Consider the following 18,926-nt stretch of genomic DNA (forward strand, 5'->3'; position numbering starts at 1 on the left):
GTGCGGCACTGATGAGCCGCGGCCGCCACGTCTGAGCAGGTCATGCGTGCGTTACCGGCATGTTCCGGACGATTCACACCTGCGTCGATCGCAGGCGAGAGGGTCCTACGGTGCTCATTTTCACAGGAGCACAAGCCCTTGATCCCTGTAGTATGAAGGCACCCCAGATCGAACCAACTCTGCCTGATGCAGAGCTGGCGCGACCGTATGGCGGCCGGAACGCCTCCCGCAGTGGCACCGGTATCTACCGCAGTTCCGCGCAAGAGGACAGCTCTCGGCGCCCCCGCACGGGCGCGCTACCAGGCCGAAGAAAGGCACGGGCCGTGGCATCCACGGTCACCACCGGACCGGCGGAGAACTCGTCGGCTTCGTCCCGCCCTGGATACGGACAGCTGCTGCGCACCCGCGGCGCCTGGACGTTCCTGCTCCCCGGTTTCGCGGCGCGCCAGCCGTTCGCCATGCTCACGATCTCGATCGTGCTGCTCGTGCAGCACACCACCGGCTCGTACGGCGCCGCGGGCGCCGCCGCCGCTGCCACCGGCGTCTCCATGGCGCTGTTCGCGCCGTACAGCGGCCGCCTCGCCGACCGGTACGGCCAGCGTGCCGTGCTGATCCCCGGCGTGCTGGTGCACACGCTGGCGAGCCTGACCCTGACGGCGCTCGCGCTGGCGCACGCGCCCCTGTGGGTGCTGTTCCTGGCGGCCGTCCCGACGGGCGCCTCGGTGCCGCAGATCGGCCCGATGGTGCGGGCCCGCTGGGGCGTGAAGCTTCAGGGCTCGCCGCTGATGACCACGGCGGCGGCGTTCGAGTCGGTCACGGACGAGCTGACCTTCGTCTTCGGCCCCCTGCTCGCGACCGCGCTGTGCACCGCCGTGACCCCGTCGGCGGGCCTCGTCACCGAGGCCGGGCTGACCCTCGTCGGCGGCCTGCTGTTCGCCGCACGCAAGAGCACGCAGCCGCAGGTGGGCGCAGAGAGCGGGCACGCGCGCGTGAAGCACGCCTCCGCCCTGAGCGTCCCGGGCGTGCGCGTGCTGGCCGTGACGTTCCTCGGTATCGGCTCCGTCTTCGGCGGTATGCAGGTGTCGCTGGCGGCATTCACCGAGTCGATCGGCGAGCCCGGTCTGAACGGTGTCCTGTACGGCGTCTTCGCCGCCGGCAACATGCTGTCCGGCGTGGTGTGCGGTGCGATCGCCTGGAAGGCCGCTCCCCAGCGGCGCCTGGTCATCGGGTACACAGCGCTCGCGGTGACCGCGTCCGCCCTGTGGACCGCGCACTCCGTGCTGCTGCTGGCCGGCCTCGGCCTGCTGGTCGGCATGTGCATCGCACCGGCCCTGATCACCGGGTACACGCTGGTCGAGGGCCTGGTTCCGGCCGGCGCACGCACGGAGGCCTTCACCTGGCTGACCGGCGCGGTCGCGCTCGGCCAGGCGGCCGCCGTCACCGTCGCCGGGCAGCTGGAGGACCGGCTGTGGGAAGGTGCGGGATTCCTGGTGCCCATGGCGGGCACGGTGCTGGCGCTGGCCACCCTGGTGGCGCTGCGCTCGGCGCTGGTCGCCCGGCAGCGGAACCGTACCGTCGCACGTGGCGTCGGTCACCGCGTGCCGGTCACGGTGGACTGATCCCCGGGAATACGTCACTATGGACCGTCGTTAGCACTCATCGAGTGAGAGTGCCAGGAGGAAGACAGTGCCGACCTACCAGTACCAGTGCACCGAGTGCGGCGAGGGCCTCGAGGCGGTGCAGAAGTTCACCGATGACGCCCTGACCGTGTGCCCCAACTGCGACGGCCGCCTGAAGAAGGTGTTCTCCGCGGTCGGCATTGTCTTCAAGGGCTCCGGCTTCTACCGCAACGATTCGCGCGGCTCCACGTCGAGCAGCAGCACGGCCTCGAAGCCGAGCTCGTCGTCCGACTCGAAGTCGTCGTCGGCCTCGTCCTCGTCGGCCTCGTCGACGTCGTCCGACTCGAAGTCCTCCTCGACGGCGTCGTCGTCCAGCTCCGCGAGCAGCTCCGCCGCCTGAGACCTCTCGTCCGGGACCCTGCCGTCGTACGACGGCAGGGTCTTCGGTATGTCCCGCACCGGTATGTCCAGCACCGGCATGTCCCGCACCGGCATGTCCACCACCGGTATGTCCCGCACCACCTCCCGCCGTGCTCCGGCGGCCAGCTAGGGTGCTGGCCATGGCGAACGCAGAGATCGGCGTAATCGGCGGCTCGGGCTTCTACTCGTTCCTCGACGACGTGACCGAGGTCGAGGTGGAGACCCCCTACGGGCCGCCCAGCGACTCCCTCTTCATCGGTGAGATCGCCGGCCGTCAGGTCGCCTTCCTGCCCCGGCACGGCCGTGGCCACCATCTGCCGCCCCATCGCATCAACTACCGCGCCAACCTGTGGGCCCTGCGCTCGGTGGGCGTGCGCCAGGTCCTCGGACCGTGCGCCGTGGGCGGGCTGCGCGGCGAGTACGGGCCGGGCACCCTGCTGGTGCCCGACCAACTCGTCGACCGCACGAAATCCAGGGCGCAGACGTACTTCGACGGGCTGCCGCTGCCCGACGGCAGCGTGCCGAACGTGGTGCACGTGTCCGTGGCCGACCCGTACTGCCCCGCCGGGCGGTCCGCGGCGCTGAAGGCGGCCCGCGGACGCGACTGGGAGCCGGTGGACGGCGGCACGCTGGTCGTCGTGGAGGGGCCGCGTTTCTCGACCCGCGCCGAATCGTTGTGGCACCAGGCGCAGGGCTGGTCGGTCGTGGGCATGACCGGTCACCCCGAAGCGGCGCTCGCCCGCGAACTGGAGCTGTGCTACACCTCGCTGACCCTGGTCACCGACCTGGACGCGGGCGCCGAGACCGGCGAGGGCGTCTCCCACGAGGAGGTGCTGCGGGTGTTCGCGGCCAACGTGGACCGGATGCGCGGTGTGCTGTTCGACGCCGTGGCGACCCTGCCGGAGACCGGGGCGCGGGACTGCCTGTGCGTGAACGCGCTCGGCGGGATGGACCCGGGGTTCGACCTGCCGTAGTCCGCCGGCCGGGACGCCTGGGGACGACCGCGCGGAATTCACCGTTCGGGTGGGCGGGTTGTCCACAATCGGCCCGTGGTCCACCGGCTGCGGCGGGATCCGGCGCGAGGCCTCATCGTGGCATCGCAAGCCGAATTCCTCCTCGCCGGCGGTGATGTCCATGCGCTTCCCCTCGTCGTCCCCGACCCCTTCTCCGCTGTCGCCTCCTTCCCACCCTCCTCGCTCTGCTCGCCCGCCCGGCCCTTCCCCTTTCCCGCCTCCGCTGCGCCTCCCGCGCCCGCTGGGCACGGACGCCCCCGCGACGTGCGGGGTGCCGCAGTTCGCCCCGGTGCGCGTGCGCGGCGGCCGGTACCGGCTGCAACGGCTCGTGGGGCACCGCGGGCGGGCCGTCGCGGCCACCCTCGCGGTGACGGCCGCCGCGCTGGTGGCGGCGGGGCCGCGGGCGGCGCCGGAACCGCACCGCGCGGAGCGGATCCGCGGGCACCCGCTGGCGGACCCGGTACGCCGGCCCGCGACGGCGGACCTGGTGACGGCGCCGGTGCGGATCGCCGACGCGGCCACGGTCCGCCTCCTGCGGGCCGGCGACCGCGTCGACGTCATCGCCGCGCAGGACCCCTCGGCCGGCGGCGGTGCGCGTGTCGTCGCGCGCGGCGTGCGGGTGACGAAGGTGCCGGAGCCGATGGAGGGCGCCGGCGAGAGCGGGGCGCTGGTCGTGCTGTCGGTGCCCCGCGCCTCGGCGGCACACCTGGTCGGCGCGAGCGCCACGGCCCGGCTGGCGGTGACCCTGTGCTGACCCGGCCCGTGGACGTCACCGTCGGACGGCCGGCGGTGCCCCTGTGCTGAACCGGCCCGTGGACGTCACCGGCAGTCTGCCGTCAAGTCCCCCGGAGGCGCGGGGGCATTGGACACGATGGGCTCACCGTGTCGTAGGTTGCGGAGCGTTTGATTCCGAAACCTGTGCATGCGAGGAGCGTTCCCGAGGTGACCGAGAAGAAAGGACCGAGCGTCTTGCAGGGCTTCAAGGCCTTCCTGATGCGCGGCAACGTCGTCGATCTGGCAGTCGCCGTGGTCATCGGCGCGGCCTTCACGAACATCGTCAACGCGCTGGTGAGGGGGATCATCAACCCGCTCGTGGGCGCGATCGGCACACAGAATCTCGACAACTACAGCTCGTGCCTGAAGGACCCGTGCAAGGTGGGCGCGGACGGCTCCGTCAAGAGCGGGGTGCCGATCCTGTGGGGTTCCGTCCTCGGCGCGACGCTGACCTTCCTGATCACCGCGGCGGTGGTGTACTTCCTGATGGTCCTGCCCATGTCCAGGTACCTCGCCCGGCAGGCCGCCCGCAAGGCGGCACGGGAGGGCACGAAGGAGGTCCTGGAGGTGAGCGAGCTGGAGGTGCTCAAGGAGATCCGCGACGCGCTGGTCGCCCAGCGCGGATCGGGGCACGGCGGGCGCTAGCGGCGCTTCCGCGTACGGCTCAGAGGTGGTGGGGCGGCTTCTCGTCGAGGAAGCGCTTCAGGTCGGCGGCACTGTCGCCGCTCGGGCGATCGCCCCACCCGCGATCCGTGTCGTCCGTGGACTGCTGCTCCAGCGGGTCGTCGAAGACCAGCGCGGGCTTCGGGTCGCGCGGCTCGGATTCCGGGGCGGTACTCATGCCACCAGAGTACGGCTCCACCGCGTGCGGTCCGGCGCGGCGTCCGTGGCCGACGGCGGGCGGTCCGGCGCGGCGTTTGTGGCCGACGGCGGGCGGCCACGGCCGGCACCGTCCGGAAGCGGTCCGCCGGACGAGGGCGTGGCCGCCGGCCGTGCCACTCCGCCACCCGTCCCGGAAAGGCTGCGCTCGGGAATTCCTTCACAAGATTTCGAGGTGGTTTTCTGCTGTCCTGGGAGACATGACGTCCAGTTCCGCCCCGCCGCCCGGCACACCGGGCACATCAGAGTCATCCCGCCTGCTGCGGCGGCTCACCGCACGCGGACGCGACGAGACGCACCGGGTCTCCTCCCCGCTGGAGCTGCTCTTCGACCTGTGCTTCGTCGTGGCGATCGCGCAGGCGGGCGTACAACTGGTGCACGCCGTGGCAGCGGGCCACGCGGGCCAGGGGATCCTCAACTACGCGATGGTGTTCTTCGCCATCTGGTGGGCCTGGATGAACTTCTCCTGGTTCGCCTCGGCGTACGACAACGACGACGTGCTGTACCGGCTCGTCACCCTGACGCAGATCGCCGGCGTCCTGGTCCTGGCCGCCGGCGTCTCCCGGGCCTTCCAGCACCACGACTACGTGTTGGTCTGGCTCGGCTACCTGATCATGCGGCTGGCGATGGCCACGCAGTGGCTGAGAGCCGCGAGGTCGGCCACCGGCGCGGAGAGACGCATGGCGCTCCGGTACGCCTTCGGCGTGCTGGTGTGCATGGTCGGCTGGTTCGGGCTGGTGGTGCTTCCCGAACCCGCCCGGCCCTGGCTTTTCCTGGTGATGGCCGTCGCGGAGCTGTGCGTACCGCTCTTCGCCGAGAAGGACTACGGAACCTCCTGGCACCCGCATCACATCGCTGAGCGGTTCGGCCTCTTCACGATCATCGTGCTCGGCGAGACGATCGCCGCGGCCACGGTCGCCGTGAAGTCGGCTGTGGACGAGCACGACGCGCTGGGCGAGTTGCTGCCCATCGCGGCGGGCGGGCTGCTGATCGTCTTCTCCGCATGGTGGATCTACTTCGTGGTGCCCATCCACGGCCACCTGCGCTCCAACCGGCAGGCCTTCCTCTGGGGCTACGGCCACTACCTGATCTTCGCCTCGGCCGCGGCCATCGGCGCGGGCCTCGAGGTGGCCGTGGAGCAGGTGGTCGGCAAGGCGCACATCTCCACGCTCGCCGCGTCCGCGGCCGTGACGCTGCCGACGGCCCTGTACCTGCTGACCGTCTGGGCGCTGCATTCGCGGCACTTCAAGGTGGGCATCGCCCAGCAGCTGGTGCTGCCCGTCACGGCCCTGCTCGTGATCTGCTGCACCTTCCTGGGCGACTGGGCGGTGCTCGCCTCGGGACTCGTCTCCACGGCCGCGGTGGCGACCGGAGCGGTGCTGGCCGCCCGCACGGTCCGCCGGGACCACGAGGCGGACGCCACCGCACCGGCCGGCTGAACCCCCGGACGCGTCCTGGACTGGGACAGACTGGCGTCCATGACAGTTGACGCATTGACGGACGTCGCCGGTCTGCGGGTGGGACACGCCACCCGCAGCGGGGACGGATGGCTCACCGGCACCACGGTCGTCCTGACCCCCGAGGGCGGCGCCGTCGCCGCCGTGGACGTGCGCGGCGGAGGACCGGGCACCAAGGAGACCGACGCGCTCGACCCGCGCAACGTGGTGCAGAAGGTCGACGCCGTCGTGCTGACCGGGGGCAGCGCGTACGGACTCGACGCCGCGTCCGGGGTGATGGCCTGGCTGGAGGAGCGGGGACGCGGGGTGCCGGTGGGGACGGACCCGGCGCATGTCGTGCCGGTCGTGCCCGCCGCGTGCGTCTTCGACCTGGGACGTGGGGGCGACTTCCGCGCGCGGCCCGACGCCGCGACCGGGCGCGCGGCGGTCGAGGCCGCGGCGGCGGCCGCACCCGGCGCTCCGCCGCCCGAAGGGAGCGTGGGCGTGGGCACGGGCGCCGTCGCGGGAGGGCTCAAGGGCGGGGTGGGCAGCGCCAGCACCGTGCTCGACTCGGGGATCACCGTGGCCGCGCTGGTGGTCGCGAACGCCGCGGGTTCGGTGATGGACCCCGAAACCGGGGCGCTGTACGGGGAGTTGTTCCACGGACGGGTGGAGTATCCGCAGGAGCGCGTGCACGAGGCCGCGCGCCACCGGCTCGCCGAGGTCGCCGCCCGCAACGCGCCCCCGCCGCTCAACACGACGCTGGCGGTGGTGGCCACGGACGCGGACCTGTCGAAGGCGCAGGCGCAGAAGCTGGCCGGCACGGCACACGACGGGATCGCCCGCGCCGTGCGGCCCGTACACCTCCTGCACGACGGGGACACGGTGTTCGCGCTGGCGACCGGCGCGCGCCCGCTCGACGCACACCCCTTGGCGCTCAACGACATCCTCGCCGCCGGCGCGGACCTGGTGACGCGAGCGATCGTACGGGCCGTGCGCGCCGCCGAGTCGGCCGAGGGGCCGGGCGGAGTGTGGCCGTCGTACGGGGAGTTGTACGGCAGGGGATAGGGATTGCGGGGCCTCGCGGTCCCGCGTCTGTACGGATTGTCGCGGTTCTGTCACGTGATCGCGTTCCGGGGCTACGGAGGGAACCCCGCCGGGCGCCGGTGCCCTCTTCCTCCACGCACTGGAACGGATCACTCACATCACACGAACCTGGAGCAGCCCGTGACAACGCCGGACATTGCAGCGCGGCGCGCACTGCTGGCCTGTGCCGCCCTGATGGTCGGCGCCTTCACCCTGACCGCTTGCGGCGGCAGCGCCAGCGCGGACGGCAGGGACGGCAAGGCCTCCCCCAAGACGTCGACGGCGAAGATCGCGATCTCGGCCGAGGACGGTTCGACGGACGCGTCCATCAACGCGACCGGGGTGAAGGTCAGCGGCGGAAGGCTGACCGGCGTGAAGATGACCGTGGCGGGGTCGGGGCAGGCCGTGCCGGGGGCGATATCGGCGGACGGCGGCAGCTGGAAGCCGAAGCAGCAGCTGGAGCGCGGCACGAAGTACGAGATAGCCGCGACCGCCAAGGACGGGAACGGGCGCACGGCGGCGGCCAACTCCATCTTCTCCACCGTCACCACGGCCAACAGCTTCATCGGCACCTACACGCCGGACAACGGTGCGACGGTCGGGGCGGGCATGCCGGTGTCGTTCAGCTTCGACAAGCCCATCACCGACAAGAAGGCCGTGCAGTCGCACATCAAGGTCGACTCCAGCGGCGGCCAGCAGGTGGTCGGGCACTGGTTCGGGGACCAGCGGCTGGACTTCCGGCCGCAGGAGTACTGGAAGGCCGGCTCCAAGGTCACCATGCGCATCGACCTGGACGGGGTCCAGGGCGCCAAGGGCGTCTACGGGGTGCAGAAGAAGACCGTCTCCTTCACCGTCGGGCGGTCGCAGGTCTCCACCGTCGACGTCAACACGCAGACGATGACGGTCGTGCGGGACGGCAAGACGATCAAGACGGTGCCGATCTCCGCGGGAAGCCCGGACCACACCACGTACAACGGGCAGATGGTGATCTCCGAGAAGTTCACGCAGACCCGGATGAACGGCTCGACGGTCGGTTACGGCGGGGAGTACGACATCCCGGACGTGCCGCACGCGATGCGGCTGACGACGTCGGGGACGTTCATCCACGGAAACTACTGGTACAACAAGGGCAACCCGCCCTTCGGTAGCCAGGGCACCAGTCACGGCTGCGTCGGCCTCGCGGACGTGCAGGGGGCGCAGGGCGCCACGTCGGCCAAGTGGTTCTTCGACAACTCGCTCGTCGGGGACGTCGTGATCGTGAAGAACTCCCCCGACAAGACGGTGGCGCCGGACAACGGCCTCAACGGATGGAACATGGCCTGGAGCGCCTGGACCGCCGGAAGTGCCGTCTGAGCGGCGGCTTTTGACCGAACGACGGGCCGCGCGGGAACATCTCGCGCGGCCCGCGCGTTTTCCCGGCGTACGTTTTCCCGGTTCCCGGACACGATGTCCGACCGAGGGGCTACGGTATGCACCCACAAGGTGACATGCAGCAACGCCGGGAGATGTCTTGAGCGTTCCGTACGAGACCGCAGCGTACGAACCAGCCGAGTCGCCCGAGTCTCCGGAGGAGCATCTCGCGCGACTCCTCGGCCGCGCGCTGAACTCCTTCGAGCTTCCGGACGAAGTGATACGGCAGCTCGACTGCGCTCTGGCCTACGACAGTTCGCTGCACTCCGCCCACCACAGCGCGGGACTGCACCGCGAGACCTACCGGCACACCTGGCTGCTCGCCGACGGTTCGGCGGTCACACTGTGGGAGCTCGTGCACAATCCCGCTCCCGGCGGCGTCCAGGAGCACGAGGTGTACGTCGACCAGGAGGAACTGCAGGCCGCCACGTCACAGCTCGGACTGCCCCCGGACACGCCCGTCTTCGAAACGCCCGCGCTGATGCGGCTGTGGGCGATCCCGGAGCCCCGGCACGTGTTCGCCTCCGACGACTCGGCGGACCACGCGCGCCGGCTGCTGCGCCGCGCGGAGAACCCCGACCGGCCCGACGCCGGGACGGCGGCGTTGCTGGCGACGGCGACCGCGCACGCGATCACGCAGGCGTTCGGCCGGCCGGGGCGGGCCGGACGCGCGGGGCTGAGCTACACGCTGTACGAGCACGCGTTCCTGCTGCCGGACGGCACGGAGACCTCCTTGTGGGAGGTCGAGCACACGGCGACCCCCGACGGGCGGCACATGTGCGAGGTGTACATGTCCCGGGCCGCGGCCCGGGACGCCATGGAGCGGCGCGCGGCACGGCAGGGGTAGCGGCGGCCGTCCCGCACATCGCGCTCCCCGCGCGAGGGGCGGTCGGGGCGCCGCGCACCTTCCGCCGTCATCAGCCGTTGGCCGTCAGCCGTCAGCCGTCAGCCGTTGGCCGTCAGCCGTTGGCCAGTTGCCGTACGAGGCCGGCGAACGCGTCCTGCTCCGCGCGGGTCAGTTCGACGGATTCCAGCGGCGGGCCGGCCTGGCGCTGGCGCGGCAGGGCCGGCAGGGTCACGGCGGGGCGCCGGCCGGCGGCCGGCGGCCCGGTGCGGCGCAGCAGCCGCCACAGGACGGCGGCCCAGGCCACACTCGCCGCAGCGAGGACGGCCACGCCGATCAGCTCGAGAGTCGGGACGTGCTCAGCCATGCACCCCAGTACACACCACGGTCCGGGACTTTGGTCCCGGACCGTGACGTATATCGCATGAGGGAGTGAACAACTCACAGCGAACTAAAGGGACAAGAGGGCAGGACCGGGGCCGGAAGGCCGGTGGGCAGGAGCGGCGGGCGGTGCGTGGTGGTCAGGCCGCCACCGGCTGCTGCTTCGCCTCCTTCGGTGTGGCGGCCGTACCGGCCGCGGGGCCGGCCCCGTTCGTGTCCGGGGCCTGCTTGCGCATCCCCTTCAGGAGGATCACCAGGGCGGTGCTGGCACAGACGCCGGCCGCGATGGCGGCCAGGTAGAGGAACGCGTGGCCGATCAGCGGGACCACGAAGATGCCGCCGTGCGGGGCGCGCAGGGTGGCGCCGAAGGTCATCGAGAGCGCCCCGGTGAGCGCGCCGCCCACCATCGAGGAGGGGATGACCCGCAGGGGGTCGGCCGCCGCGAAGGGGATCGCGCCCTCGGTGATGAAGGAGGCGCCCAGGACCCAGGCGGCCTTTCCGTTCTCGCGCTCGGTGGGGGTGAACAGCTTGGCCCGGACCGTGGTGGCCAGGGCCATCGCCAGCGGCGGGACCATGCCTGCCGCCATCACGGCGGCCATGATCTTCATGGCCGAGCCGCTGGGGTCGGAGACGGCGATGCCGGCGGTGGCGAAGGTGTAGGCGACCTTGTTGACCGGGCCGCCGAGGTCGAAGCACATCATCAGGCCGAGCAGGGCGCCGAGCAGGACGGCGTTGGTGCCGGTGAGGCCGTTCAACCAGCCCGTCAGAGCCTTCTGCGCGGTGGCGATGGGCTTGCCGATCACGACGAACATCAGGAAACCGACGATCGCCGTGGAGATCAGCGGGATCACCACCACGGGCATGATGCCGCGCAACGCCGTCGGGATCCGCACCCGCTGGACGCCCAGTACGACGGCGCCGGCGATGAGACCGGCCACCAGGCCGCCGAGGAAGCCCGCGTTGATGTCCAGCGCGATCGCGCCGCCGACGAAGCCGGGGACGAGACCCGGCCGGTCGGCCATGCCGTAGGCGATGAAGCCGGCCAGCACCGGGACGAGGAACTTGAAGGCCACTTGGCCGATCTGGAAGAGCAGGGCGCCCCAGCTTCCGGACTGCGTCCACAGGAAGTGGTCCATGACCGAGGGCGCCTTGTCGACCTGCCAGCCGCCGATCGCGAAGCCGAGGGCGATGAGCAGGCCGCCCGCGGCGACGAACGGGACCATGTAGCTGACGCCGGACATCAGCCACTTGCGGAGCTTGGTGCCGTAGCCCTCCGCGGAGTCGCCCGCGCGCGTGACCGGTGTGCCGCCCGACGCGGCCGCGGGGGCGCTCGTCTCGCCGCGCGCCGCCTTCTCGCGGACCTCCGCGATGAGGTCGCCGGGGTGGTTGATGCCCGCTTTCACTCCGACGTCGACGGTCGGCTTGCCCGCGAAGCGGTCCTTGTCGCGTACCGGGACGTCGTGCGCGAAGATCACGCCGTCCGCCGCCGCGATCACCGCGGGGTCCAGCCGGGTGAAGCCGGCCGAGCCCTGCGTCTCGGCGATCAGCTCGACGCCGGCCTCTCGGCCCGCGTTCTGCAGGGACTCGGCCGCCATGTAGGTGTGGGCGATGCCGGTCGGACAGGAGGTGACGGCGACGATGCGGAAGGGGCGCCCGCCGGACTCCGCGCCGTCCGAACCGGCGCCCACAGGGGTCTCCGGCGCCGACGCGGACCCGCTCGCGGCGGACGCCGTACCGCCCGTCGCCGCGCCTGCCGTACCGCCCGCCGTGCCGCCCGCCGCGGCGCCGGCGGAGGCCGCCGCCGGCGCCGCAGCGGTGTCTTCGGAGGCGCACGCGGCGCCTTCCACCGCGCCCTGAGCGGCGCCCGAAGTGCTCTGCGCACCAACGCTGTTCGCGCCACCGGCGTTCGCACCACAGCCGTTCGCACCACCGGCGTTCGCACCACCGGTGTTCGCACCACCGGCGGTGCCCGCGGCAGGACCCCGCGCATCCGGCGCACCCGGTACCGGCTGCACCGTCGTCCGCGTCTCGTCCCCCCTGACGAGCGCCGCTGCCGTCTCCGGGTCCCCCGCCGCCCGCAGCGCGGAGGTGAACTCGGCGTTCATCAACTGGCGGGCCAGTGAGGAGAGGATCGTCAGATGGGCGTCGTCGGCGCCGGCCGGGGCGGCGATCAGGAAGATCAGGTCGGCCGGGCCGTCCGCGGCGCCGAAGTCGACACCGGGGGTACTGCGGCCGAAGGCGAGGGTCGGCTCGGTGACATGGGCGCTACGGCAGTGCGGGATGCCGATGCCGCCGTCGAGGCCGGTCGGCATCTGGGCCTCGCGGGCGGCCACGTCGTCGAGGAAGGCCGCCAGGTCGGTCACCCGGCCCTGGGCCACCATGCGCTCGGCGAGGGCGCGCGCCGCCGCTTCCTTGGTGTCAGCGGACAGGTCGAGGTCGACCAGGTCCGCGGTGATCAGCTCGCTCATCGCGGGCTCCTCTGCACGCGTATCGCCCGGGGAGAGGGGTGGGCGTAAGGGGGGACGGGGGTGCGATCGGGGGACGCGAGGCCGGCATCCGGCCTGCAGGACCCGAGGCCGACATCGGGCCCACGGGTCCCGACGTCGACGGCCGGCCCACGGGTCCCGACGTCGACGGCCGGCCCACGGGTCCCGATGTCGACGGCCAGGGGGCTGGTGCCGCGGGAGGCCGGCAAGCGGCGGGGGTGGGGTGTGGGCGGGGTCATGAGAGGTGTTCCGTCAGTTCGCGTTCCAGGGGGAGGTCGGCGGTGACGGTCACCGCCGCCGGACGCAGGTCGGCGGGTGCCGGCATCACGCTGCCGGGGAGCTGGACGGCGGCGGCGCCGTGGGCGACGGCGGAGGCGAGGGCCTCCGGACCGCTGCCGCCGGCGATGAGGAAGCCGGCCAAGGAGGCGTCACCGGCACCCACGTTGCTGCGGACGGCGTCCACGCGGGCGCTGCCGAACCAGGCGCCGGTGTCCTCCACGAGGAGCTGGCCGTCGGCGCCCAGGCTCGCGAGCACGGCGCGCGCGCCCAGCCCGCGCAGTTCCTCGGCCGCCTTCAGCGCGTCGCCCACGGTCGTCAGGGGGCGCCCGACGGCCTGCGCGAGTTCCTCCGCGTTGGGCTTCACCACGTCGGGCCGGGCCCGCAGCGCTTCCACGAGCGCCTGCCCGGAGGTGTCCAGGGCGATCCGCGCGCCTCCGGCGTGCGCTCGCGTGACGACGTCGGCGTACCACGAGGGCGAGAGCCCCCGGGGCAGGCTGCCGCAGCACGCGATCCAGTCCGCGTCGCGCGACTGCTCGCGCACCGTGTCCAGGAGCAGTTCCTGTTCGCTCGCGGACAGCTCCGGCCCGGGTGCGTTGATCTTCGTGAGTACCCCGTCGGACTCCGCCAGCGCGATGTTGGAACGGGTGGCTCCGGAGATCCCGACCGGCGCGACCTCGATGCCCTGTGCGTCGAGCAGGTCGGCGACGAGCGCCCCCGGCGCACCTCCCAGGGGCAGGACGGCGACCGTGCGCCGCCCGGCGGCCGCCACGGCGCGGGAGACGTTCACGCCCTTGCCGCCGGGGTCCGTCCGCTCCGTGTCGGCGCGGATGACCTCGCCGCGCGTCAGGGCGAAGACCTCGTAGGTGCGGTCGAGGGACGGGTTGGGGGTGACCGTGAGGATCATGCGCGTACCACTTCCGTGCCGCCGCGCTCGATGACGGCGGCGTCTTCGGGGCTCAGCCCGCTGTCGGTGATCAGCAGGTCCACGTCGTTCAGGTCGCCGAAGCGGGCGAAGTGCTCCTGGCCGTGCTTGGCGGAGTCGGCGAGCAGGACGACGCGGCGGGCGGCGGCGACGGCCGCGCGCTTGACCGCGGCCTCGGCGAGATCGGGGGTGGTCAGCCCGTGCGCGGCGGAGAAGCCGTTCGCGGCCACGAACAGCACGTCGGCGCGGATCTCGCCGTACGCACGGAGCGCCCAGGCGTCCACGGCGGCGCGCGTACGGTGCCGTACCCGCCCCCCGACGAGGTGAAGCTGGATGCCCGGATGGTCGGCCAGGCGGGCGGCGATGGGCAGGCTGTGCGTGACGACGGTGAGGGAGGACTCCAGCGGGAGCGCCGCGGCGACCCGGGCCAGCGTCGTACCGGCGTCGAGGATCATCGTGCCCTCGGCCGGCACCTCGGTGAGGGCCGCCTTGGCGATGCGGTCCTTCTCGTCGGCGGCGGTGGACTCGCGCTCGGCGAGGTCCGGTTCGAAGTCGAGGCGGCCGACCGGTATGGCACCGCCGTGTACCCGGCGGACCAGGCCGGCCCGGTCGAGGGCCTTCAGATCGCGGCGGATCGTCTCGGCCGTGACCTGGAACTCCTCGGCCAGCGCCAGGACGTCCACCCGGCCGCCGTCACGGGCGAGCCGGAGGATCTCCTGCTGCCGTTCCGGTGCGTACATGTCGTCGGCCTCCGAGGTGATGGGCCGGTCGCCAGACCGCCGCCTTCGCTTGCCCGGGTGCCCGATCGCTTGCCAAGCAATGCCCGAACGTGTGGTTTAACCGGCACGCTACGCCTGGTCTTAAGAAAAGTAAACAGATTCGGGCCGCATTCGGGCATGAACGGACTTGCTGCGGGTGTGTCCGAAAAGCAGCGGGGCCCGGCACCTGCTCGGTGCCGGGCCCCACGTCGACGACTGCTCAGGCCACGAGTTCGCGCTCCTTCTCCACCACCTGGAGCCCGGCCTCCGCTGCCCCCTCCACCTGCTGCGCCGGACGCTTCGGCAGGGCCGACATCAGCACGAAGATCACGCCCATGACCCCGGCCACCCACCACAGCGCGTGCTGGAAGGCGTGCACGAAGGCCGGGCCGACCTGGGCCGGTGCCAGCCGGTCGCCGATCTGGCCGAAGAACACCACGGACACGAGCCCGAGCCCGAGCGCGTTCCCCATCTGCTGCACGGTGTTGATCAGCCCGGACGCGGAACCGGCGTGCTCGCGCGGCACCTCGGAGAGCACCGCGTCGGTCAGCGGGGCGACGATCAGCCCCATGCCGATTCCCATCACCACCAGCGGGAGGGCCATCTGCCAGGAGGCGATGGACAGGCCGTAGCGGTGGGCCTCAGCCAGGTAGATCAGCACGCCCAGGCCCATGATCAGCGCGCCCGACTGGAGCACCTTGCGGCCGAACCGCGGGACCAGCTGCTGCACGGACATCCCGGCCGCCGTCGACACGGCCAGCGAGAACGGCACGCCGGTCAGTCCGGCCCGCAGCGGGCTCCAGCCGAGGCCGATCTGCATGTACAGCGTCCACACCAGGAAGAAGATGCCGAGCGCGACCCCGAAGACGGTCTGTACGGCGATGCCGGCGGCGAAGCTCTTCACGCGGAACAGCGACAGCTCGATCAGCGGGGAGCCGTCCCGGGCCGCCTTGCGCCGCTCGTACACGACCAGCGCGGCGAACACGACCAGCGCGCCGGCCATGCACACGTGTCCCCACAGCGGCCAGCCCAGCTCGCGACCGCGGGTGAGCGGGTACAGCAGCATCAGCAGCCCGAGGGTCACCAGGGCCACCCCTACCAGGTCCAGCTTCAGGGCCTTCGGCGCGCGCGACTCGGTGATGAAACGGCGGCCGAGGAGGTAGGCGACGACGCCGACCGGCAGGTTGATGAGGAAGATGGGCCGCCACTCCAGACCGAACAGGTTCCACTCCGTCAGCAGTGCCCCGAGCAGTGGTCCGGAGACGGCGCCCAGCCCGACGACCGCGCCGAACAGGCCGAAGACCTTGCCCCGTTCATGGGCCGGGAAGGTCGCGTGCACGATCGACAGCACCTGCGGCACCATCAGCGCCGCCATGCCGCCCTGCAGGAAGCGGGAGGCGACGAGCATCTCCGGGTTCACGGCGAAGCCGCACAGCGCGGAGGCGAACGTGAAGCCGCTGATACCGATCAGGAACAGTCGCCTGCGCCCGTGGATGTCGCCGAGGCGGCCACCGGTGATCAGGCCCGCGGCGAAGGCGAGGGCGTAACCGGCCGTTATCCACTGGATCTGACTGACGGAGGCGTGCGCGGTCCGCTGGATGGACGGGATGGCGATGTTGACGATCGTGACGTCGACCAGGTCCATGAAGGCCGCGGCCATCACGATCGCGAGGGCGAACCAGCGGCGGCGGTCCGCCGGGGCGCCCTGGGAACCGCCGGTACCGGTGGCGGGCCGAGCTGGGTGGATCTGTTCCGTGGAGGTCATGCGTCCACGCTAGGACCCCATTAGGTCAGTTCAGGACCTAGATGTACGGCATCCTCGGAGCCATGACGACGGACACCCCGGCCCGGCTCCTGCAACTGCTCTCCCTCCTCCAGACCCCGCGCGAGTGGCCCGGCGGCGAACTGGCCGACCGGCTCGGGGTGTCCCGCCGCACCGTGCGGCGGGACGTCGACCGGCTGCGCGAGCTGGGCTACCCGGTACAGGCCACGAGGGGCGCGGACGGCGGATACCGGCTCGTCGCGGGCAAGGCGATGCCGCCGCTGGTGCTGGACGACGAGGAGGCCGTCGCGATCGCGGTCGGGCTGCGGGCCGGCGCCGGGCACGCCGTGGAGGGCGTGGACGAGGCGTCGGTACGGGCCCTGGCCAAGCTGGAACAGGTGCTGCCGGCCCGGCTACGGCACCGGGTGACCACACTGCAGGCCGCCACCACGCCGTTGACCAGCGGGGACGGCCCGAGCATCGCGCCGGAGACACTGACCGTGATGGCCTCGACGGTGGCGGGGCACGAGCGGCTGCGGTTCGCCTACCGCGACAAGGACGGCAGCGACTCGCGGCGCCTGACGGAGCCGTACCGGCTGGTGTCGACCGGACGGCGGTGGTACCTGGTCGCCTACGACCTCGACCGGGCGGACTGGCGCACGTTCCGGGTGGACCGGGTGAGCGCGCCGTTCGCGACCGGGGTCCGGTTCGCGCCCCGGGAGCTGCCGGCCGGCAGCGCCGCCGAATACCTGCGGCACTCCATCAGCCGGCGGCGGGAGACGTACGAGTTCGAGGTCCGGTTCGCCGCACCGGCGGAGCGCCTCGCCACGCGGCTGCCCGCCTGGATGGGCACGCCCGGGGACGACGGAGAGGGCGGGTGCGTCCTGCGCGGCACCACCGGCGATCCCGTGGAGTGGCTGGCGGTACGGCTGGCCATGGTGGGCTGCGAGTTCGCGGTACGCGAGCCGGCGGACCTGGTGCGCAGCGTGCGGGAGCTGGGCGGAAGGCTGAGCAGGGCGGGCGGCTGAGCCGCACGGAAGCCGGGCGAGCGGTCGGGCTCGGCGGAAGGCTGAGCAGGGCGGGCGGCTGAGCCGCGCGGGAGCCGGGCGAGCGGTCGGGCTCGGCGGAAGGCTGAGCAGGGCGGGCGGCTGAGCCGCACGGGAGCCGGGCGAGCGGTCGGGCTGGGCGGAAGGCTCGGCCGGGCCGGCAGCCGGGCCGGGCGGGAAGCCGTCCGGTACGACCGACACACTCAGCCGGCTCAGCGGGCCCGGCGGGCTCGGCGGGCTCAGCGGGCTCAGCGGGCTCAGCGGGCTCAGCGGGCTCAGCGGGCTGGCCGCCCATCCCCGCCGGGCGCCTGGTCGTCCGTGCCTTCCCGGCCGGCGTCCTAGGCCTGCCCGGCAGCCTCCCCGGTGTCCTCGACGTCCCAGCCGAAGTCCCGCAGTGCCCGCAGGTTCCGCAGCGCCAGAGCCGCCGGGCCCTCCGGGCCTGCGGGCGGGAAGGTCGTGGCGGCCCAGGACTCCACGGCCACACGCACGGCCGCCCCGGCCACGGCCGCGCCGAAGCGGAGGGCGGGGGTTACGTGTACGGAAGCGACGGCCGACGGTGCGGAGGCAGGAGTGGCCGGTACCGGCACCGGTGCCGACGGCGACGGCCCCGGCGACGGCGACGGCGACGGCGACGGCGACGGCGACGAGGCAACGTTGTCGGTACCGCAGTGGGCGGACCTGCGTGCCGCGAGGATCTCCCCCAGGGTGCCTTCCGACGCCTGGCACACCTCCGCCCAGACCTTGCGCAGGGCGGGGCTGGTGTCGGCGAGGCGGATCAGGGTGCGGACCCATTCCCAGGACGCGGCGGACACTCCGGACCCGGGGGTGAGGGTGTGGCGGACGGCGTGTTCCAGTGCCTCCGGGACGGTGAGGTCGGCCGGGGCCGCGCGCACGGCCTCCGCCCAGCGCTGGGCGCCCGCCGCGTAGAGGGGGGCCACCGCTTCCTCTTTGGTGGCGAAGTAGCGGTAGAACGTCCGCGGTGCGATGCCCGCGGCCTGGGCGATGTCCTCGGCGCGGGTGGCCCGCATGCCCTGGTGGACGAACAGACCGGCCGCCGCCCGAGCGATCTCCATCCGGGTCTCGGCCTTCCGGCGTTCCGTGAGGGAGACCGGCGCGGAGACGGAAAACCGCTGGTGGGCGGGGTTGGGGGTGGTGCTCATCTCGGCAGGCTATGCCCATGTGACAGAATCTGCCATCCGGCGGTCCACCCCGGGGTTCAGGTACGGGGTGGGCCGCCATTCCAATGCGCTCGACCCGTCCCGGGGTGTGCTGGTGAGCCCGCTGAACGGCGAAGAGGAGTCGGGCTCCGGCGCCTGGGGGGGTAGGCGCCGAAGCCCGACTCTGGAAGGTCCCGGCGCCGGGGGGGGATTGCGTCGGGACGTGGCTCGCGTGGGCCGGCCGATGGTGTGGGGCCGCGTGGGGACGGCGATGGCTACGGCCGATGGTGCGCTGCGCTGATCCGGTCGAAGGAGAGTCGCCCGGCCGAAGGTGGGGTGATTCGGCCGGCCGTGAGGTGCCCGGCGGGTGGGGTGCCCGGCCGGTGAGGTGCCGCGGCCGAAGGTGGGGTGATTCGGCCGATGGTGCGATGTGCTGACCCGATGATCTGCTGGCCCGATGGTGGGGGCCTGGCGGTGTGCGGTGTGCGGTGTCGCCGTGATGGGTGCTGTGGTGAGGTGGGGAGTGCGATCCCGGAGCCCCGCTCACGGGGCCCGGAAGGGTTGTTCCCGCGGGCCTGGGATTTGAAGCGACGGGACTACGGCATGTTTGCGCCGTCTTTCGCCACCCGGCGTACGCATCGCACGGACCCGTAC

General features: G+C 72.5%; 17 protein-coding genes. 10 read left to right on the top strand and 7 right to left on the bottom strand.

Annotation, left to right across the window (positions count from 1 at the left end; translation table 11 throughout):
• The first annotated feature begins 323 nt into the window (after positions 1–323).
• The 5 genes from ACGFT2_RS10215 (at position 324) to mscL (ending at position 4,471) form a co-directional block, all read left to right on the top strand.
• Positions 324–1,619: an MFS transporter gene (locus tag ACGFT2_RS10215; protein WP_393275466.1), complete on the top strand. Its 1,296-nt coding sequence runs from the start codon at positions 324–326 to the stop codon at positions 1,617–1,619.
• Between the two features lie 67 nt (positions 1,620–1,686).
• Positions 1,687–2,019 carry an FmdB family zinc ribbon protein gene (locus ACGFT2_RS10220; protein WP_393275469.1) on the top strand — a complete coding sequence of 111 codons (333 nt, stop codon included), beginning with the start codon at positions 1,687–1,689 and terminating at the stop codon, positions 2,017–2,019.
• Positions 2,020–2,179: 160 nt separating this feature from the next.
• A complete protein-coding gene (locus tag ACGFT2_RS10225; protein ID WP_393275472.1) occupies positions 2,180–3,013 on the top strand; it encodes an S-methyl-5'-thioadenosine phosphorylase in 834 nt (277 codons plus the stop codon).
• A 160-nt stretch (positions 3,014–3,173) separates the two neighbouring features.
• A complete protein-coding gene (locus ACGFT2_RS10230; RefSeq protein WP_393275475.1) occupies positions 3,174–3,806 on the top strand; it encodes a hypothetical protein in 633 nt (210 codons plus the stop codon).
• 188 nt (positions 3,807–3,994) lie between these two features.
• Positions 3,995–4,471, top strand: coding sequence for a large conductance mechanosensitive channel protein MscL (gene mscL / locus ACGFT2_RS10235; RefSeq protein ID WP_393275478.1), 477 nt, complete (start codon positions 3,995–3,997; stop codon positions 4,469–4,471).
• Between the two features lie 19 nt (positions 4,472–4,490).
• On the opposite strand, the gene ACGFT2_RS10240 is transcribed toward mscL, so the two are convergent.
• Positions 4,491–4,667 (bottom strand): hypothetical protein, encoded by a 177-nt coding sequence (locus ACGFT2_RS10240; protein WP_393275481.1) that lies wholly within the window; start codon positions 4,665–4,667, stop codon positions 4,491–4,493.
• Between the two features lie 238 nt (positions 4,668–4,905).
• Between ACGFT2_RS10240 and ACGFT2_RS10245 the strand changes: the two genes are divergently transcribed.
• From ACGFT2_RS10245 to ACGFT2_RS10260, 4 genes are all read left to right on the top strand, one after another.
• Positions 4,906–6,144, top strand: coding sequence for a low temperature requirement protein A (locus ACGFT2_RS10245; protein ID WP_393275484.1), 1,239 nt, complete (start codon positions 4,906–4,908; stop codon positions 6,142–6,144).
• A gap of 39 nt (positions 6,145–6,183) precedes the next feature.
• Positions 6,184–7,209, top strand: a complete 1,026-nt coding sequence (locus ACGFT2_RS10250; RefSeq protein ID WP_393275487.1) for a P1 family peptidase — start codon at positions 6,184–6,186, stop codon at positions 7,207–7,209.
• 159 nt (positions 7,210–7,368) lie between these two features.
• On the top strand, positions 7,369–8,580 hold the full coding sequence (locus ACGFT2_RS10255) for an Ig-like domain-containing protein (RefSeq protein ID WP_393275490.1): 1,212 nt from the start codon (positions 7,369–7,371) through the stop codon (positions 8,578–8,580).
• 157 nt (positions 8,581–8,737) lie between these two features.
• Positions 8,738–9,484 (top strand): DUF6227 family protein, encoded by a 747-nt coding sequence (locus ACGFT2_RS10260; protein WP_393275493.1) that lies wholly within the window; start codon positions 8,738–8,740, stop codon positions 9,482–9,484.
• 112 nt (positions 9,485–9,596) lie between these two features.
• Here ACGFT2_RS10260 and ACGFT2_RS10265 read toward each other — a convergent pair whose 3' ends face one another.
• The 5 genes from ACGFT2_RS10265 to ACGFT2_RS10285 all read right to left on the bottom strand — a co-directional run bounded on the left by ACGFT2_RS10265 (position 9,597) and on the right by ACGFT2_RS10285 (position 16,072).
• The gene (locus tag ACGFT2_RS10265; protein WP_393275496.1) at positions 9,597–9,848 is read right to left on the bottom strand and encodes a hypothetical protein; all 252 of its coding nucleotides are present in this window, start codon (positions 9,846–9,848) and stop codon (positions 9,597–9,599) included.
• A 154-nt stretch (positions 9,849–10,002) separates the two neighbouring features.
• Positions 10,003–12,330, bottom strand: a complete 2,328-nt coding sequence (locus tag ACGFT2_RS10270) for a fructose-specific PTS transporter subunit EIIC (RefSeq protein ID WP_393275499.1) — start codon at positions 12,328–12,330, stop codon at positions 10,003–10,005.
• 253 nt (positions 12,331–12,583) lie between these two features.
• On the bottom strand, positions 12,584–13,531 hold the full coding sequence (gene pfkB, locus ACGFT2_RS10275) for a 1-phosphofructokinase (protein WP_393275502.1): 948 nt from the start codon (positions 13,529–13,531) through the stop codon (positions 12,584–12,586).
• Positions 13,528–14,289: a DeoR/GlpR family DNA-binding transcription regulator gene (locus ACGFT2_RS10280; RefSeq protein ID WP_393275505.1), complete on the bottom strand. Its 762-nt coding sequence runs from the start codon at positions 14,287–14,289 to the stop codon at positions 13,528–13,530. The genes pfkB and ACGFT2_RS10280 overlap by 4 nt, the downstream gene beginning before the upstream one ends.
• 238 nt (positions 14,290–14,527) lie before the next feature.
• Complete coding sequence (locus tag ACGFT2_RS10285; RefSeq protein WP_393275508.1) at positions 14,528–16,072, bottom strand: MFS transporter; 1,545 nt, start codon at positions 16,070–16,072, stop codon at positions 14,528–14,530.
• Positions 16,073–16,134: 62 nt separating this feature from the next.
• Here ACGFT2_RS10285 and ACGFT2_RS10290 point away from each other — a divergent pair, with 62 nt between their 5' ends.
• Complete coding sequence (locus tag ACGFT2_RS10290) at positions 16,135–17,097, top strand: helix-turn-helix transcriptional regulator (RefSeq protein WP_393275511.1); 963 nt, start codon at positions 16,135–16,137, stop codon at positions 17,095–17,097.
• 356 nt (positions 17,098–17,453) lie between these two features.
• Here the strand turns inward: ACGFT2_RS10290 and ACGFT2_RS10295 are convergent, their stop codons facing one another.
• Positions 17,454–18,188: a TetR/AcrR family transcriptional regulator gene (locus ACGFT2_RS10295; protein ID WP_393276310.1), complete on the bottom strand. Its 735-nt coding sequence runs from the start codon at positions 18,186–18,188 to the stop codon at positions 17,454–17,456.
• Positions 18,189–18,926 lie beyond the last annotated feature (738 nt).

Origin of the sequence: Streptomyces sp. NPDC048514, assembly GCF_043199955.1 — a bacterium.
Lineage (GTDB): Bacteria > Actinomycetota > Actinomycetes > Streptomycetales > Streptomycetaceae > Streptomyces.

Excerpts from the sequence above, each read along its gene's own strand:
- ACGFT2_RS10225 (WP_393275472.1), top strand. The coding sequence starts at position 2,180 with ATGGCGAACGCAGAGATCGGCGTAATCGGCGGCTCGGGCTTCTACTCG.
- ACGFT2_RS10285 (WP_393275508.1), bottom strand. The coding sequence starts at position 16,072 with ATGACCTCCACGGAACAGATCCACCCAGCTCGGCCCGCCACCGGTACC.
- ACGFT2_RS10295 (WP_393276310.1), bottom strand. The coding sequence starts at position 18,188 with ATGGAGATCGCTCGGGCGGCGGCCGGTCTGTTCGTCCACCAGGGCATG.
- ACGFT2_RS10240 (WP_393275481.1), bottom strand. The coding sequence starts at position 4,667 with ATGAGTACCGCCCCGGAATCCGAGCCGCGCGACCCGAAGCCCGCGCTG.
- ACGFT2_RS10290 (WP_393275511.1), top strand. The coding sequence starts at position 16,135 with ATGACGACGGACACCCCGGCCCGGCTCCTGCAACTGCTCTCCCTCCTC.
- ACGFT2_RS10265 (WP_393275496.1), bottom strand. The coding sequence starts at position 9,848 with ATGGCTGAGCACGTCCCGACTCTCGAGCTGATCGGCGTGGCCGTCCTC.
- ACGFT2_RS10250 (WP_393275487.1), top strand. The coding sequence starts at position 6,184 with ATGACAGTTGACGCATTGACGGACGTCGCCGGTCTGCGGGTGGGACAC.
- ACGFT2_RS10245 (WP_393275484.1), top strand. The coding sequence starts at position 4,906 with ATGACGTCCAGTTCCGCCCCGCCGCCCGGCACACCGGGCACATCAGAG.
- ACGFT2_RS10270 (WP_393275499.1), bottom strand. The coding sequence starts at position 12,330 with ATGAGCGAGCTGATCACCGCGGACCTGGTCGACCTCGACCTGTCCGCT.
- ACGFT2_RS10230 (WP_393275475.1), top strand. The coding sequence starts at position 3,174 with ATGCGCTTCCCCTCGTCGTCCCCGACCCCTTCTCCGCTGTCGCCTCCT.
- pfkB (WP_393275502.1), bottom strand. The coding sequence starts at position 13,531 with ATGATCCTCACGGTCACCCCCAACCCGTCCCTCGACCGCACCTACGAG.
- ACGFT2_RS10280 (WP_393275505.1), bottom strand. The coding sequence starts at position 14,289 with ATGTACGCACCGGAACGGCAGCAGGAGATCCTCCGGCTCGCCCGTGAC.